Annotated in this window: 13 protein-coding genes; 10 read left to right on the top strand and 3 right to left on the bottom strand. The window is 44.6% G+C overall.

Going from position 1 to position 15,711, the window contains the following annotated elements; genetic code table 11:
- Nucleotides 1-15: 15 nt before the first annotated feature.
- Nucleotides 16-459 (bottom strand): VOC family protein, encoded by a 444-nt coding sequence (locus ACYUCY_RS12775; protein WP_460226893.1) that lies wholly within the window; start codon nt 457-459, stop codon nt 16-18.
- Between the two features lie 263 nt (nt 460-722).
- Between ACYUCY_RS12775 and ACYUCY_RS12770 the strand changes: the two genes are divergently transcribed.
- From ACYUCY_RS12770 to ACYUCY_RS12745, 6 genes are all read left to right on the top strand, one after another.
- Complete coding sequence (locus ACYUCY_RS12770) at nt 723-3,089, top strand: membrane-bound PQQ-dependent dehydrogenase, glucose/quinate/shikimate family (protein ID WP_460226892.1); 2,367 nt, start codon at nt 723-725, stop codon at nt 3,087-3,089.
- 727 nt (nt 3,090-3,816) lie between these two features.
- Nucleotides 3,817-4,140 (top strand): hypothetical protein, encoded by a 324-nt coding sequence (locus tag ACYUCY_RS12765; RefSeq protein ID WP_460226891.1) that lies wholly within the window; start codon nt 3,817-3,819, stop codon nt 4,138-4,140.
- Nucleotides 4,141-4,474: 334 nt separating this feature from the next.
- A complete protein-coding gene (locus ACYUCY_RS12760; protein WP_460226890.1) occupies nt 4,475-4,987 on the top strand; it encodes a hypothetical protein in 513 nt (170 codons plus the stop codon).
- 450 nt (nt 4,988-5,437) lie between these two features.
- On the top strand, nt 5,438-6,865 hold the full coding sequence (locus tag ACYUCY_RS12755; RefSeq protein WP_460226889.1) for a hypothetical protein: 1,428 nt from the start codon (nt 5,438-5,440) through the stop codon (nt 6,863-6,865).
- Nucleotides 6,866-6,935: 70 nt separating this feature from the next.
- On the top strand, nt 6,936-7,553 hold the full coding sequence (locus ACYUCY_RS12750) for a glutathione S-transferase family protein (RefSeq protein ID WP_460226888.1): 618 nt from the start codon (nt 6,936-6,938) through the stop codon (nt 7,551-7,553).
- Nucleotides 7,554-7,583: 30 nt separating this feature from the next.
- Nucleotides 7,584-8,024 carry a VOC family protein gene (locus tag ACYUCY_RS12745; protein ID WP_460226887.1) on the top strand — a complete coding sequence of 147 codons (441 nt, stop codon included), beginning with the start codon at nt 7,584-7,586 and terminating at the stop codon, nt 8,022-8,024.
- A 24-nt stretch (nt 8,025-8,048) separates the two neighbouring features.
- Here ACYUCY_RS12745 and ACYUCY_RS12740 read toward each other — a convergent pair whose 3' ends face one another.
- The gene (locus tag ACYUCY_RS12740) at nt 8,049-8,708 is read right to left on the bottom strand and encodes a pyridoxamine 5'-phosphate oxidase family protein (protein WP_460226886.1); all 660 of its coding nucleotides are present in this window, start codon (nt 8,706-8,708) and stop codon (nt 8,049-8,051) included.
- 136 nt (nt 8,709-8,844) lie between these two features.
- Between ACYUCY_RS12740 and pdxR the strand changes: the two genes are divergently transcribed.
- Complete coding sequence (gene pdxR, locus ACYUCY_RS12735) at nt 8,845-10,308, top strand: MocR-like pyridoxine biosynthesis transcription factor PdxR (protein WP_460226885.1); 1,464 nt, start codon at nt 8,845-8,847, stop codon at nt 10,306-10,308.
- A 19-nt stretch (nt 10,309-10,327) separates the two neighbouring features.
- On the opposite strand, the gene rimO is transcribed toward pdxR, so the two are convergent.
- Entirely contained in the window at nt 10,328-11,662 is a 1,335-nt protein-coding gene (rimO, locus tag ACYUCY_RS12730) for a 30S ribosomal protein S12 methylthiotransferase RimO (protein ID WP_460226884.1), read from the bottom strand.
- A gap of 345 nt (nt 11,663-12,007) precedes the next feature.
- Here rimO and ACYUCY_RS12725 point away from each other — a divergent pair, with 345 nt between their 5' ends.
- The 3 genes from ACYUCY_RS12725 to ACYUCY_RS12715 are packed head-to-tail and all read left to right on the top strand — an operon-like array spanning nt 12,008 to nt 15,702.
- Complete coding sequence (locus ACYUCY_RS12725; protein ID WP_460226883.1) at nt 12,008-12,898, top strand: FAD binding domain-containing protein; 891 nt, start codon at nt 12,008-12,010, stop codon at nt 12,896-12,898.
- Nucleotides 12,891-13,436, top strand: a complete 546-nt coding sequence (locus tag ACYUCY_RS12720) for a (2Fe-2S)-binding protein (protein WP_460226882.1) — start codon at nt 12,891-12,893, stop codon at nt 13,434-13,436. The genes ACYUCY_RS12725 and ACYUCY_RS12720 overlap by 8 nt, the downstream gene beginning before the upstream one ends.
- Nucleotides 13,426-15,702, top strand: coding sequence for a xanthine dehydrogenase family protein molybdopterin-binding subunit (locus ACYUCY_RS12715; RefSeq protein ID WP_460226881.1), 2,277 nt, complete (start codon nt 13,426-13,428; stop codon nt 15,700-15,702). The genes ACYUCY_RS12720 and ACYUCY_RS12715 overlap by 11 nt, the downstream gene beginning before the upstream one ends.
- Nucleotides 15,703-15,711 lie beyond the last annotated feature (9 nt).

Here is a 15,711-nt window from a genome sequence, read left to right as displayed (position 1 = left end):
GGATAGTTTACGTTTTTATTTATTTCTAAAGAGCTCTTCTGCGATATTCTTAAAAGCTTTAAACTCCAAGGCGTTTCCACTTGGATCTAGAAAAAACATCGTTGCTTGCTCACCAACTTCGCCCTCAAAACGAATCATCGGTTCGAGGACGAATTGAATTTTTTTGGCAATCAGTTTGTCTCTTAATTTTTTCCATTCAGCTATTTCCAAGACAATACCAAAATGCGGAACAGGCACACCGTGCCCATCGACATGGCTAATATCGTTCCGCACATTCTTGCCTGGTGATTTATGGCAAACTAATTGGTGGCCAAAAAAATTATAGTCTACCCAGGAGTCACTACTTCTCCCTTCCTCACTTTCTAACACAGAACCATAAAATTCCTTCGCAGCTTCTAAATCATGTACCGGTATTGCCAGATGGAAAGGACTTAATGTGTTTTCAACCAACTCGTTCATAGCTTTACTAGTCTCGTAAAAATCTGATCATTTTATTCTGCCGCAGCAATTAGGCTTAATCCTTCTTTACGCCAAAGATCGCAAAGTTTTTTGTTATCACCACCACTTATTTATAAATACAAATAACCTTTACGGATTCTACGCAACTCAAGTATCGAATACTATATTTCCGTCGTTAAGCCGGTAAAGCTTTTGAGAGCAACTAAAATCTAGCGTATAGTCCCGCAAGGCCTATCAACTGAATAATAAAAAAGGCAATTCTCATGAGCCAAAGTGAAAAACACTCATCCATGTTAGCTTTTCCGATACTGCTTCTTGCAATTGCGTTCGTATTTATTTGCGCTGGTATTTATCTCATTTATCTAGGCGGGTCTTTTTATTATTTACTGGCCGGCGTTATTCTAATTGCCAGTGCAGTTCAACTTCGAAAAGGAAAACGCTTAGGTTCGTGGCTTTATGGCGGTTTAATCCTACTCAGTTTGTTGTGGGGAGTTTGGGAAGTCGGCTTGGATTTATGGGCTCTTCTGCCACGAGTAGCAACATTTTCGGTGATCGGACTTTGGTTACTCACACCGTCAGTTCGCCGCAAGCTACACGCTCCGAATCCCGCTCCACCAATATTAACCAGCACCGGAACCTGGGCGGTAGCCGGAATATTTGTCGTCGTCATTGCTGGCGGAATTATTAAAGCTAACGATTATCAACTCTCGTCAATATCACCGACTCCAAGCACTGCAACCGTCGTCAATGAACGTACGGATTGGCCAAGCTACGGGAACACCGATGGTGGTACGCGTTATTCGCCAATCGAGCAAATTAATACAGAAAATGTTTCGAATTTAGAAGTTGCTTGGACTTATCGTACGAAAGTGGGCGGTGTTTTCAAAGCAACCCCAACGCAAGTTGGCGATAAATTATTTATGTGTGGTGGCGGCAATATTGTCATCGCTCTCGATGCCGAAAGCGGCGAGCTTCGCTGGCAATACGACCCAAAGATAAGTCCAGACCAATTACTCGCAGTTCGGTACTTTACAACCACTTGCCGAGGCGTTTCTTATTTCGAAGCACCTGATGATTATTCCGGGGAATGCCCTACGCGTATTTTGACCGCAACAACTGACGCACGATTGATTGCGGTTGATGCTGATACGGGCGCGCTTTGCACAAACTTTGGTAGCAATGGTGAAGTTGATTTATCAAAAAATATGGGAACGAAACCCCCTATTTACTATTTCGTCACCTCCCCTCCAGCAATTGTTAACGGCAATGCAGTCGTGGGTGGTTGGGTTCTGGATAATCGCGAAGTAAAAGAACCCTCCGGCGTTGTCCGAGCGTTTGATGCCTTAACTGGCAAATTTTCTTGGGCTTGGGATATGGGCAGACCAGGTATAAATACCGAACCGCAAAATGGCGAAACCTATACAAATGGAACACCAAATGTTTGGACGCTTTTCAGTGTCGATAAAGAACGCGGAATTGTTTATGCGCCTACCGGAAACGAAACACCGGATTATTTTGGCGGTTTGCGATTAGATGTTTCGGAAAAATATGCCAGCTCAGTCGTCGCTTTAGACGGCAATAACGGATCAGTACTCTGGTCTTTTCAAACCGTCCACCACGATATTTGGGATTATGACGTTCCCTCACAACCGGTGTTAATTGATTTGCCTGAAGACGACGGCAGCGTAACGCCTGCATTAATCCAAGCCACCAAGCGAGGAGAAATTTTCCTACTGAATCGCGTCACCGGTGAACCCATCTCGGAGGTCGAAGAGCGAGCCGTACCGCAAGATGGTGGTGTTCCTGAGGATTGGCTCGCCCCAACACAACCATTTTCAGTGGGCATGCCACACTTTCGTGACGACTTAACTGAAGCAGACATGTGGGGTGTTACTCCCTTCGATCAACTGTGGTGTCGCATTGCCTTTCGACAAGCACGCTACGATGGACACTTCACACCAACAGGCACCGAATTATCCATTCAGTTTCCCGGCAACGCAGGCGGCTTCAATTGGGGAAGTGTTTCTGTTGACGAAGAAAATAAATTACTCGTAGCCAGCCCAATGATTATGGCAAATCGTGTGCGCTTAATTCCTCGTGCGGAAATGGACGCAGGTGCTCGTGGCTCCGCACAACTCGGCACTCCATACGGCGCCACAACATCGCAGTTTATGTCACCTTTGCAGGTGCCCTGTGCAAAACCACCCTACGGCGTAATGGCTGTTATCGACTTAAAAACGCGTAAGACCGTATGGAAACGCCCTCTCGGCACGGCTAATGATAGTGGTCCTCTGGGTATTAAATCCGGCTTACCTATTACCGTCGGAACACCAATTAGTGCAGGAACAATGGTAACCAAAGGTGGACTGATTTTCATTGGTGGAACTTTAGATCGGCGCTTAAGAGCGATTGACATCAACTCAGGAAAAGAACTTTGGAAAACAAAACTTCCGACAACCGCGCAAGCAACACCTATGAGCTATCTTTCGCCGGAATCAAAACAACAAACCATTGTTATCACCACACCGGTCTATGGTCGAAGTAGCGCTGGCGGACCCAGTACCTTACTCCCAGAGGATGAAGATCCTGAAGGTGGATATGTCATTGCTTATCGACTAAAACAACAATAAGTTCGACAACTGGCATAGACAGACAATAACGATTCACGTCGATGACTTTTACAATGACCTTCGAGCAATGACTTGTAGCACGATCTCCCGCAGCACACTCACCTGCAACCAAGTGAGTGTGTCGGGCCTTGTCATTACAAATTCGTATGAAATTAATTTTTTAATACCTTTTCTAAACACACTCTAAAGATCGAAAAACCAAACGGTCGCCCCTCACTTTTCTTTTTGCTCTATTTTGTTAAATAGCCCTAGCCAGTCACCTTTCTTATTGCCGCGTTTATCAGTCCACGAAAAATAAATTCAATATTAAAATTAAATAAAAATCCCAACCTAGCGACACATCAAAACCACGATTCTCTTTCTTTTATGCTAAAAACTTTGCGAACCACCTATTATTATCATCATTTCTATTAGTGTTTATTCAAATTTTCATAGCAAGTTTAGTTTTTCCAACAACAAGGACATAAAGACGTCTTTTAAATTTGGGCTTTACACGCCGCGCATAATTGTTAGAACAAATCAAGCTACGGGTTCACGTTGACAGATCACATACGTCTTATAAACTCGGTGATAAGAAAAGCCGTTTTCCAAAAATAAAGTCACAAGCAATTTTTTATTTTGTGCTAAAGAACGATTGTTTGGATTGGATATCTACTTTTTGAAACGACTTATTTGAATATCCTTAAACGATACTCAAACTCAACGATCTTTTACCAGGGGCAACAAGATGAAAAAGAAACTAATTCTCGCAATAGGAGCAAGCTTCTTATTAAGCGCCAGCAACAGTTTTTCTGATTCACGCAAAGAAGCCACGACAATTGAAAAGATATCGACAAACTCATCCGGAAAAATTTACATCAGCCTCGATAGACGAGTAAATAATGCTTGTGGAGATTCCGATACTTTTCTTTTACCCAATGGCGAAGGAAAAATATATTACCGCGCTTTATCTGCATATACGAAAGGCGAGAAAATAAGCATCCGCGGTACCGGTACCTGCTCCGGAGAACATGAGTTTATTCGCTCAATTACACGCGCTATTGAGACCTAAACCTCAGCATATAATGCGCACTGCTTTTTAGTTGCTCTTGATAAAAAGTAGTGCTCTAACTTCCATAAGTTTCATTCTTCCCGATCAATTGAACCGGCGCACTCCCTATTTGTATTTATTCTCGGATACGGTACTCAGCTACCAACCAAATTCTGCTACCTAAATGTCGATCAAGAAAACGTAACAATCCCATTATAAATCTTCCTATCTAAAGTCCGCAGACAGATTTAAGCAATCCAATTGATCGAGATCATCATTCCAAACTTCAAGTCTTAGACAATGCTAAAGGAAGCTTAGTAAAGGCTCCCTATACCTTTGATGCGAGGAAGACAAAATGAGCAAACACGGTTTTCGAACAGTCGTTCAGTTAATTTTAATAGTTGGTATTTGCGGAATTTTTACGAGTGCCTGTGAAAAAAAGGAGTCCGCGCAAGCTAAATTGCCCTTGAGTCTCAATGACGTCATGGTCGCTTTAGTGAATCAAGCTGCCGATCCTCTTTGGGTTGCTGCGTGGCAAAATCCACAGACTGAGAAAGAATGGCGCAATCTAGAATATCTAGCCGCTCAATTGGAGCTCGGCGGTAAACTGCTGGAAATTCCAGGCACGGGACCTTTAGATGAAACCTGGACCTCAGACCCGCGCTGGTCGGAGTTTGCCAAACAATTGGTGAGCGCTGGAGAAGAAGCTTCTGCCGCAGTCCAGTCTCGCGATATTGAAGCGATCAGCATCGCGGGTGATCACATTGTAGAAGTCTGTGAAGCTTGCCATATCGTATTTAAGCCAGGTCTACCAACGGGTGGTAAATTCGGCGAATTGTCACCAACACCCTCCGATCCCAATCGTTAAACCTAGGGACCAGGCTTCCTACCTGGTCCCTTTCCCTACCCTTCGTTCCCTCAGCAGTCGTCCTAAGAAGACATCCATTCAACACTTCCCGCCCTTACGGAAGTGTGAAGGAACTATTGCACTATACGGTCACAACTCATTGATATATTTTCAATCTCCACACTAAACGACAACGGCCGGCCCTGAATTTTTGTGGTAAGATCTGCCAAATTTGGGTCAAAATCAAATCGATAGCAACAATAAGCAAACGCATCAGAAAATGATTGGATTGCTATCTGGTACCATTTTAAAAATAAAAATGCTATTGGGTTTTCAACAAATATACCGACCTAAAAGTGCGTAAAAATCTGTCAAAAATAATTCGGCAATCAGGTCGATAGCACTAATGGCAAAATAAAATAAATAGAAACGCAGTAATCACATTCATATAACTAATAAGAGAGACCGACTATGTCATCGAATCGTGCAACTGGGGGAATCCAGCCGGGTATTAAGTGGGGACCGTTTGTAATACGTATTCCCTTTGTTCATACGAAACTATCAATGCCAGATTTATTACAAGGCTTTGCGATTTCCGGCGCAACTGGCCTCGCTCTTGTACCGATCATGACCAGTTTTGGTTTGTCATTTGATGAAGCCGTTACTATGGCGATGTTCCATAGTCTTTTGATTTGTAGCTCATTTTTATTTCTTGGCGATCCCTATGCCCCAGGCTGGCTCACCCCAGCTATTCCCTTTGTGCTGACTTTCGTGGGCGGCGTGACAGCTGGCTCTGATGACCCTAATTTAATATGGCAATCGATGAGTGCCCTCGCTATCGATTTTGCAGCAATATTAATAATTCTTGGCGTTACTGGGCTCGGTGCGAAGCTTGTAAAAATAGTCCCGAATGTATTTAAAGGTGGGATTATCTTGGGTGCTGCTATTGCCGCCTTTATGAGAGTTACAAAACCGGGCGATAGCGCAAACGTATTTGAGGGTGCTGCTATTGCTGGCACCTTGGGCGTAGCGATTTGTATGATCTTTGCGTTTTCGAAACCCCTGCAGGAGCGACTAGGAGATTTCAAATGGTTGGCTCGGCTTGCGAGCTTAGGTTTATTACCGGGTTTTGTCATTGCTGGCGTTGTCGGTTACTTCACGGGTGAATTTGAATTCGAAATTACTCCTGGAATTTTGGATTTAAGCGCAACTATTCCAAGCCTGTGGGAAAAAACCTCACCATTTTCAATCGGCTTCCCTTCTATTTCACTTTTCATTCAAGCCTTACCGTTAGCGTTCATAACCTACATATTATTTTTCGGTGACGTCGTTACCGGTGATGAAATGATAGAGCATGCGCAAGAAGCTCGTCCCGATGAAACGCTCGAAATTAACAACAGTCGTGCTCATATGGCGACAGGTATTCGCAACATCATTATGTCAATCATCGCCCCCTTCTATCCTACCCAGGGCGTACTGTGGACAGGAATCCAGGTCATTTTGTTAAAAAAATGGGCTATGGGTCGCGACAAAATGGACTCGTTTTTCGATGGCATGAGTAGTTTTTATGTGTTCGGTTTACCTATTCTTTATATCGTTTTGCCCTTGGTGACTTTGTTAGAGCCACTGTTGCCATTGGCTTTAGCCGTCACTTTAATTCTTACCGGTTTCGCTTGCGCAACCTTAGCGCTGTCTTTAGTAAAAGATGCAACAGAACGCGGTGCCATGGTAATAACAGCTATGGCCTTTAGCTTATTCCCACCATTCCAAGGTTTGTTGATTGGCGCGGTTTCAATTATCGTTCTTTGTGGCCCGCGCGTATTTATCCCCGGCCATGCTGAAGACGACTTTGGCCCTGTTCACGAACATGCAAAACCCCAAACTGATTCCAACAAATAATTTTCCGGTTTAAGTTCAAAAGCACATCGTTCGTTGTCGATCGATGTGCTTTTTTATTTGGGAGATCATAATGCAACTCATTACCTTTCCATTAGCACCGAATGGTAAACGTGTGGAAATGTTTATCGCCGAAAAGGCAAACGCTAGGATCGAAACCACTAATATTGGTATGGATAAAGCGAGTTTAGAAAAAATTAAACACCTGAACCCGCTGAAACAAGTACCTATTCTGGAACTTGAAGACGGTAAAGCACTCTGCGAATCAACCGCTATATGCCGATATATAGAGTCTCAGTTCCCTGATAATAATTTACTAGGCAATTCAGCCTTTGAAGAAGCTACTATTGAAATGTGGCAACGCCGTATGGAGCTTGGATTTTTTATTCCGATTGTCGAGTTCGGTCATCATACCCATCCATTTTTTAAAGACAGTATTAAACAAATCCCTGAGTTTGGGCCTTTCCACAAAAATAAAGTTTTAGCTACCATTGAATTATTGAATGACGTTCTTGCTAAACAGCATTATATCGCTGGTGATCGTTTTACGATTGCGGATATAACGGCGTACTGTGGTTTGCAACTCGCGGCAATTTTCGAAATGATTACCCTCGAAGATTCTCCTTTTAAACAATGGTCTAAGCTGATTGATCAGAGACAAAGCGCTAAGTATGCACAATACGCGATGTAGTTGATCCACTAAAAATTTTCGGAGTTTAGAATGAAATACTTACACACGATGGTTCGCGTATCCGATTTAGATGCCTCGCTCAATTTTTATTGCAACTTACTCGGCTTAGTTGAAGTAAGTCGTCGCGAATCTGAACAAGGTCGCTTTACCTTGATTTTTTTAACGAGCCCCGATGACAAACAGCGCTTCGAAAACGAAGGCGCTCCTGCGATTGAATTGACTTACAACTGGGATAGCGAAAACTACGAAGGCGGCAGAAATTTTGGTCATCTCGCTTTCGCAGTCGATAATATTTATGAGCTCTGCGAGAAATTACAAAACCAGGGCGTGACAATTAATCGTCCTCCCCGCTGTGGCCGCATGGCTTTTGTTAGATCGCCGGACAATATTTCCATTGAACTACTGCAAAAAGGTAAAGCACTCGAACCCGCCGAACCCTGGCTTTCAATGGAAAACACAGGAACTTGGTAAAAACGCTTTATACTTAATCCCGTTTTATACTGTGAATTTAAATTTTTCGCAAAATTGAATAACGTGGTCAGGCACCTGCACATCTTTTTTCAAACGTGGGCAGGGATGTACGTTTTCAATAACCGACTTTATTTCTAACACCCCCGCCCAAGTATCTAACTCATAATCCTTTTCGTTATCGGCTGGCGGACCGCCGCGAATCTTTGCAGAAGCTTCGTCGATCTCCAATTTTAGAACCAGGGTTGCTTCAAGTTCTTTTTCTAAGTGGTCGCGAATATACGTCGAGCGTCCCGGAACATAATGTTCAATCAGCGCATCTAAAATTTTCGGTTTATCTTGTCCTTTCACTGCTTCTGCTTTCGCGAAAAAAACGACGGAGCGATAGTTAACCGAATGATGAAATGCAGAACGGCCTAGTACCATACCGTCAACAATGGTCACTTCCACACAAGCAGTTTGCCCACTGAGTAACACTGTCATCATTTGATTTTTGATATTCCCATGAATATAAATTGAATTTTCTATTCGCACATAAGCAGTTGGGATAATTCTCGCTTCATCATTTACAGTAAAGCCAACGTGACACAAGAAACTCGCGTCTAAAATTTTGTAAATGCTTTCTTCGTCATAACTCGCGCGTTTTGCACCGCGAATCACGGTAGATTTTTCTGTATTTGTTCCCATCGCAGCGGACATCCTCATTAAACTCTAAAGCTAAATTGAAGGTTCATTGTGCTAAGGATATTGGTACTTTATAAGATCCAATTTTTACTATAATCTTAGTGCCAATTTTTAATGCTAATTTTATGTTCTTAACTCTATGTCTTTAACTCTAGCCTCCAACGGTTCCGGCCCGCTCTACCGACAAGTGTTTGAAACCCTCCGTCACGCAATTACATCCGGCGCCTACAAATCGGAACAGCGCTTACCGGCCACTCGCGAACTAAGCGCGGAGTTAGGCGTATCCCGCAACACAGTCAACACCGCGTATGACATGTTACAAGCTGAGGGTTACCTTGAATCTCGGCCCAATAGCGGATACTACGTAACGGCACGAATACCCGCCGATAGCTTTGAAATACTTGCAAAAAGACCACGCCGGCACCCGTCCGTGATACCTCAGCTTTCTAATCGTGGTAAAGCACTGGCGCGTCCATCTCGTCCTGTCGCTAAAAACCCAAATCCATCTTTTGTTCCAGGTTTACCCGACCTCGGTGTGTTTCCCTACTCACAGTGGCAACAATGCTTACAGAAAACCAATCTCAAATTGACACCGGGACTCATGAGCTACCAAGATCAAGGCGGATTGTTAGAATTTAAAACTGCACTACGTGATTACTTGGAGTTATCGCGTGCGGTAAAATGCAATCCAGAACAAATCATCGTTGTAAACGGCAGCCAAGCCGGCTTGGATTTGATGGCGAGGCTGTTGGTTGAAGACGACGAATATATTGCGATGGAAGAGCCCGGTTATCTTGGCGCCAATGACGGCTTTCTCGCGGCGAACGCAAAAATTTTATCCATTCCTGTGGATAAAGAAGGACTCGAAGTTGAACGACTTGATGCCCTCAACAAAAAACAACAGTCTGCGGTGAAATTAATTTACACCACACCCTCTTATCAGTTTCCACTCGGTGTAACCATGAGTTTGCAAAGACGCTTAGCCTTGCTTGAATGGGCGAACACAAACAACGCTTTTATTATCGAAGATGATTACGACAGCGAATTTCGATATCACGATCGCCCGCTATCGTCTTTACAAGGTTTGGATTCACAAGGGCGTGTTTTATATATGGGAACTCTTTCTAAGGTCATGTTTCCAGGACTGCGCATAGGCTATTTAGTGGTACCAGAAAATTTGTCTTCCGCTTTCGCCAGCGCATTGCGAAAAACCGGCCAAGACGCGCCCTTGCTTTTGCAAGCAGCGATGACACAGTTTATCGAGAAAGGATTTTTTAGTTCTCATATCAGAAAAATGCGCAAGCTCTATGGACGTAAGCAAGCGCTGCTGCTTGAGTTAGCGGAACACCATCTTCATGAATGGTTATCAATTCCAGCAACCTCGGCGGGGATGCAGTTTCCCGCTTTTTTTCGAAAAAAAATTAATGAAAAAAAGTTGTTAGAAGCGACTCAGCAACGAAAGCTGAATATTACATCGCTTAATCGATATTTTGCAGGCAGGAATACCGCGCCGGGACTTTATCTTGGCTATGCGGGTGTACCTATCGAGGATTTAAAAAAGGGCGTCCTTTTGCTCAAAGACGCGTTTAGAAGCGTAGACTGAAGGTTATTTGCAACCTTTGTTATTCGTCTACAACTTGCCCCCACAAATCATACTCGTCGGCGTGTTCAATTTTAACCGGGACAATATCACCAGGGTTTAACGCAAACTCATCATTCAAGTAAACTGCGCCATCAATTTCTGGTGCATCGGCATAGCTTCGACCAATCGCACCTTGCTCGTCGACTTCATCGATCAAGACATCGAGTGTCTTGCCAATTTTGGTTTGCAATCGTGCAGCGGAAATTATTTGTTGTTTTTCCATAAACCTTTCCCAACGTTCTTGCTGCACTTCTTCGGGAACAGGGTTAGGCAAGTTATTCGCGATAGCACCTTCAACCGGCGAGTATTTAAAACAACCGACCCTATCCAATTGCGCTTCATCTAACCAATCCATCAACATCTGAAAATCCTCTTCTGTTTCTCCAGGAAAGCCAACAATAAATGTTGAACGCAAGGTAATGTCAGGGCAAATTTCTCGCCAAGATTTAATTCTCCCTAACACTTTTTCTTGGTGTGCAGGACGCTTCATGTTTTTAAGTACGCTTGGGCTCGCATGCTGAAAAGGAATATCGAGGTAAGGTAGAATTTTTTTGTCCGCCATTAAAGGAATAATTTCATCAACATGAGGGTAAGGATAAACGTAGTGCAAACGCACCCAAACTCCGAGTTCCGACATCGCTTCACACATTTCTTTCATCCGTGACTTAACCGGCCGCCCTTGCCAAAATCCAGTTCGGTATTTTATATCCACGCCGTAAGCCGAAGTATCTTGTGAGACCACTAATAATTCTTTGGTTCCCGCCTTCACCAAACGTTCAGCTTCATCCAACACGCTACCCACCGGACGACTGACCAAATTGCCGCGCATTGAAGGAATAATGCAAAAGGTACAGCGATGATTACAGCCTTCAGAAATTTTTAAGTAAGCATAATGTCGTGGTGTCAGCTTAATGCCCTGAGGCGGAACGAGATCAACGAAAGGATTATGTTTATCAGCAACAGGGGGAGGCACAAATTCATGCACAGCACCCACAACCTGCTCGTACTGTTGGGGCCCAGTTACCGCTAATACGGAGGGGTGAGTCTCACGAATAACACCTTCTTCTTTACCTAAACAGCCCGTCACGATGACCTTGCCATTTTCATTAATCGCTTCACCAATAGCATCCAAAGACTCTTGTTTAGCGCTATCAATAAACCCACAGGTATTTACTACGACAACATCCGCGCCCTGGTAACTTGGCGACACCTCGTACCCTTCCATTTTCAACTGAGTAAGAATGCGCTCAGAATCCACCAGGGCTTTCGGACATCCGAGGCTAACAAAACCGACTGTTGGGCTCTTGGTACTCATACGCTACTTCTCAGAAAAATGCTTATGGAATGTGATGATCACTCTATATGCACAAGGCTCGTTCGCTGGGAATGAGCCTGATGGGCTAAGGATGATAAAGGGCCGCAATTCTATCGACTTAAGATTCAATTTGCAGCCGTTTATTGTTTGCGCAGCTCACAATTAAATTTCTCAGGGCGTTAGGCATATCAGGTGATTCCGCGTTATATTACGGGCTTGCCAAAGAAGCCAAGCGCTTTAATCTAATAAATAAGCTGTTGTTATAAATCGTATAAATAGCCTGAATTGGCTCCGTCGATAGATTCAAAATTTTGATCCGTATATTAATTCGCAAGGAAATACGCTATGCGCTATGAGGCTCCAAGCTCAATCGCTGATGTCATCAGTTGTCTCTCCCAAAACCAAAACGCCTATGTACTCGCCGGCGGTACCGATCTACTTGTGCAGTTGCGAGCGGGCATCAAAAAACCCGATGTCATTGTGGACATCAAACATCTTTCGGAAACTCGCAGTATTCATTTTCAAAACGACGAGCTCATTGTTGGCGCGGCCGTTGCGGGCGCGGAGTTTAATGAACATCAACAAGCCAAAACCCTATGGCCTGGCGTCGCCGAGGCCTTTGACCTAATCGGCTCTACCCAGGTACAAGGTCGCGCAACGCTGGCGGGAAATCTATGCAATAGCTCACCGGCAGCGGATTCGGTCCCCGCAATGATTGCAGCTGGCGCCATCGCACGAATTGTTGGACCGAATGGCGAACGTGAATTAGCCGTAGAAAAAGTAAATACCGGACCAGGAAAAAATTGTTTAAGCCCGGGCGAATTTATTGTCAGTTTTCGTTTTCCTAAGCGACCTGAAAATTCCGGCGACGCCTACTTACGTTTAATTCCGCGAACTGAAATGGACATTGCGGTAGTTGGTGTCGGCATTAATATAACCTTAGATAGCGCCGATGCGAAAAACGTTAAATGTATTGCAGCGCGAGTTTCTCTCGGAGCCGTAGCCCCCACTGCCCTACTCGTCGAAGCAGCCGCCGACGCGTTAATCGGCACATCCTTAGATGACAAAGCCTTGGATGCGCTAGCAAGCGCAGCGAGCGCAGCTTGCAAGCCAATAGACGACAAACGGGGAACGATTGTTTACCGCACTAAAATTGCTGGTGTTCTTGCTCGACGCGTTGCTTTAATCGCCCGCGACCGCGCCTTGGGATTAGATTCAGGAGTTAACCATGTCTAGTAACGAAATTAATCAACAGAATAGCGTTCAACACTATAAGCCTTCTTCAAAGCAACATGTTTCAACGAGCATCAATGGTGAAGAAGTGGAGTTTTTATGTGAAGTGCAGGACACCTGTTTAGATGTGTTGAGAAATAAATTAAATCTTACTGGTAGCAAAGAAGGTTGCGCTTCGGGTGATTGTGGCGCGTGCAGCATTATGCTCGACAATCGTTTGGTCTGTTCCTGTTTAGTTCTCGGCGTTGAACTTGAAGGTAAACAAGTTCAAACCATTGAAGGTATGGCTAGCCCCGACAAGCTCCACCCTTTACAACAAAAATTTTTGGAAAATGCCTCGCTACAATGTGGTATCTGTACACCAGGATTTTTAATTGCAGCGAAAGCTTTGTTGGAAAAAAATAACAATCCGACAGAAACCGAAGTGCGTTATTGGTTAGCGGGCAATTTATGTCGCTGCACCGGCTACGACAAAATTATTCGCGCCGTCATGGAAACTGCGGAAGACATGAGAAATTTGGAGGCATCTAATGGGAAGTGAAGCACAAGAATTTAAGTGGATTGGTAAGCGCACCATTCGACCTGATGGTGTTGAAAAAGTTACCGGACGCGCAAGTTTTGGTGCGGACTTTACCTTACCGGGAACGCTCGTCGGCAAAATCTTACGCAGCCCTCACGCTCATGCAAAAATAATTTCAATCAACACTGAAAAAGCCCTTGCCTTATCCGGCGTAAAAGCAATTGTAAGCGCAGACGATTTGGCAGATATTCCGGACGACGAAGCCATGCACAATGGTGAGCCGCCAAACTTTCAAGATTTGTCTGCGAATATTCTTGCGCGCGGAAAAGTACTCTACGATGGTCACGCCGTTGCCGCCGTTGCTGCCACGTCAGACCTTATCGCCGATGAAGCACTCGCATTAATCGATGTTGAATACGAAGTTTTACCTCATGTCATTGATGTTGTTGAAGCGATGCAAGATGGCGCGCCGATATTGCATGAATCAATCAAGAGCGATGGCAAACCTTCGAACATTGCCAAAAAAGTTCGTCAAGGTGACGGCGACGTAGAAAAAGGTTTTGCTGAAGCTGACGAAATAGTTGAGCACACTTTTACCACTGCTGCTGTTCACCAAGGTTATATCGAACCCCACGCCGCACTCGCGACAATTGGCGCCGACGGACAAGCGCAAGTATGGTGTAGTAGCCAAGGCCAATTTATGGTTCGCGCCTACTGCGCAAAATTATTAGCGATTGATATTGCCCAAGTGCGAGTGACGCAACTGGAAATCGGCGGTGGCTTCGGTGGCAAGACGACAATTTATCTTGAGCCTATCGCATTATTGCTCGCCAAAAAAAGTGGCCGACCAGTAAAAATAACGATGACGCGGGAAGATGTTTTTCGCGCAACAGGACCGACGTCAGGTTCGTCAATTCGTTTAAAAGTCGGTGTAACAAAAGACGGCAAACTCACTGCCGCCGAAGGTGAACTCGCTTATCAAGCCGGTGCGTTTCCCGGCTCCCCCGTTATGCTTGGCTGCATGACCGCCTTCGCTTGTTACGATTTATTAAATGTAAATTTAATAGGCTATGACGTTGTTGTTAATCGACCAAAATCGGCGGCCTATCGCGCACCCGGCGCACCAATGATAGCCTTCGCCGTTGAAAGTATTTTAGATATGTTGGCGAAAAAAATTGGTCTCGACCCAATAGAGTTTCGCTTAAGAAACGCAGCCAAAAAAGATACCAAAACGGTTTACGGCCCTAAGTTTCGTGACATTGGTTTTATTGAAACTTTAGAGGCCGCTAAAAACCATCCGCACTATTCTGCACCTTTAAAAGAAAATCAAGGCCGCGGCGTCGCCAGCGGATTTTGGTTTAATATTGGCGGGCCGACAAGTGCCGCAATTAATATTAACGAAGACGGTACTGCCTCAATCATCTCTGGCAATCCAGATATCGGTGGCTCGCGCGCATCGCTGGCAATGATGACCGCAGAAGTTCTTGGCATTGATGTTGAAAAAGTAAGGCCCATCATCGCAGACACTAGCGGCATTGGTTACAGTTTGCATACCGGGGGCAGTCGAGTTACTTATTCGGTCGGCATGGCTCTTGTCGACGCCGCCAACAATATTATTGATGATTTAAAAAAGCGCGCAGCAAAATTATGGAACATCGAAGCAGAATTGGTTCGCTGGGAAAATGGTGCCGCAATTGGGCCGCGTAACGAATCAATTAGCGTCGGTGGCCAAGAAGAAGCTGAACTTTCCCAAAGCATCAGTTTAAAAGCATTAGCGGAATCCGCTGCTAAAACCGGCGGGCCGATAAGTAGTTCGGTGAGTTTAACTGCGAACGGTGCCGGACCTGGCTTCGGTACCCATATTTGCGATGTTGAAGTTGATAAAGAAACAGGGAAAGTTTCAGTGATTCGATACACTGCGATTCAAGATGTTGGTCGTGCAATTCACCCCAGTTATGTTGAAGGTCAATTACAAGGCGGGGTTGCGCAAGGAATTGGTTGGGCTTTAAATGAAGAATATATTTACAGTGATAAAGGACAATTACTCAACCCTGGATTTTTAGATTATCGCATGCCGGTCGCTTCCGACTTGCCCATGATAGATACCGTGCTTGTCGAGATTCCTAACGAGCGGCATCCCTTTGGTGTTCGCGGTGTTGGTGAAGTACCCATCGTTCCTGTGATGGCAGCGGTTGCGAATGCAATTGATAATGCGATCGATGTTCGCCCCTTGGATCTTCCCATGTCGCCACCGCGTATGTTGGAAGTCATTGAGAAAAATCTCTAAATTTATTTA

The organism is Aurantivibrio infirmus (assembly GCF_054767315.1).
Note: the sequence above shows the minus strand (reverse complement) of the source record. Positions and strands in the feature narration are given on the sequence as shown.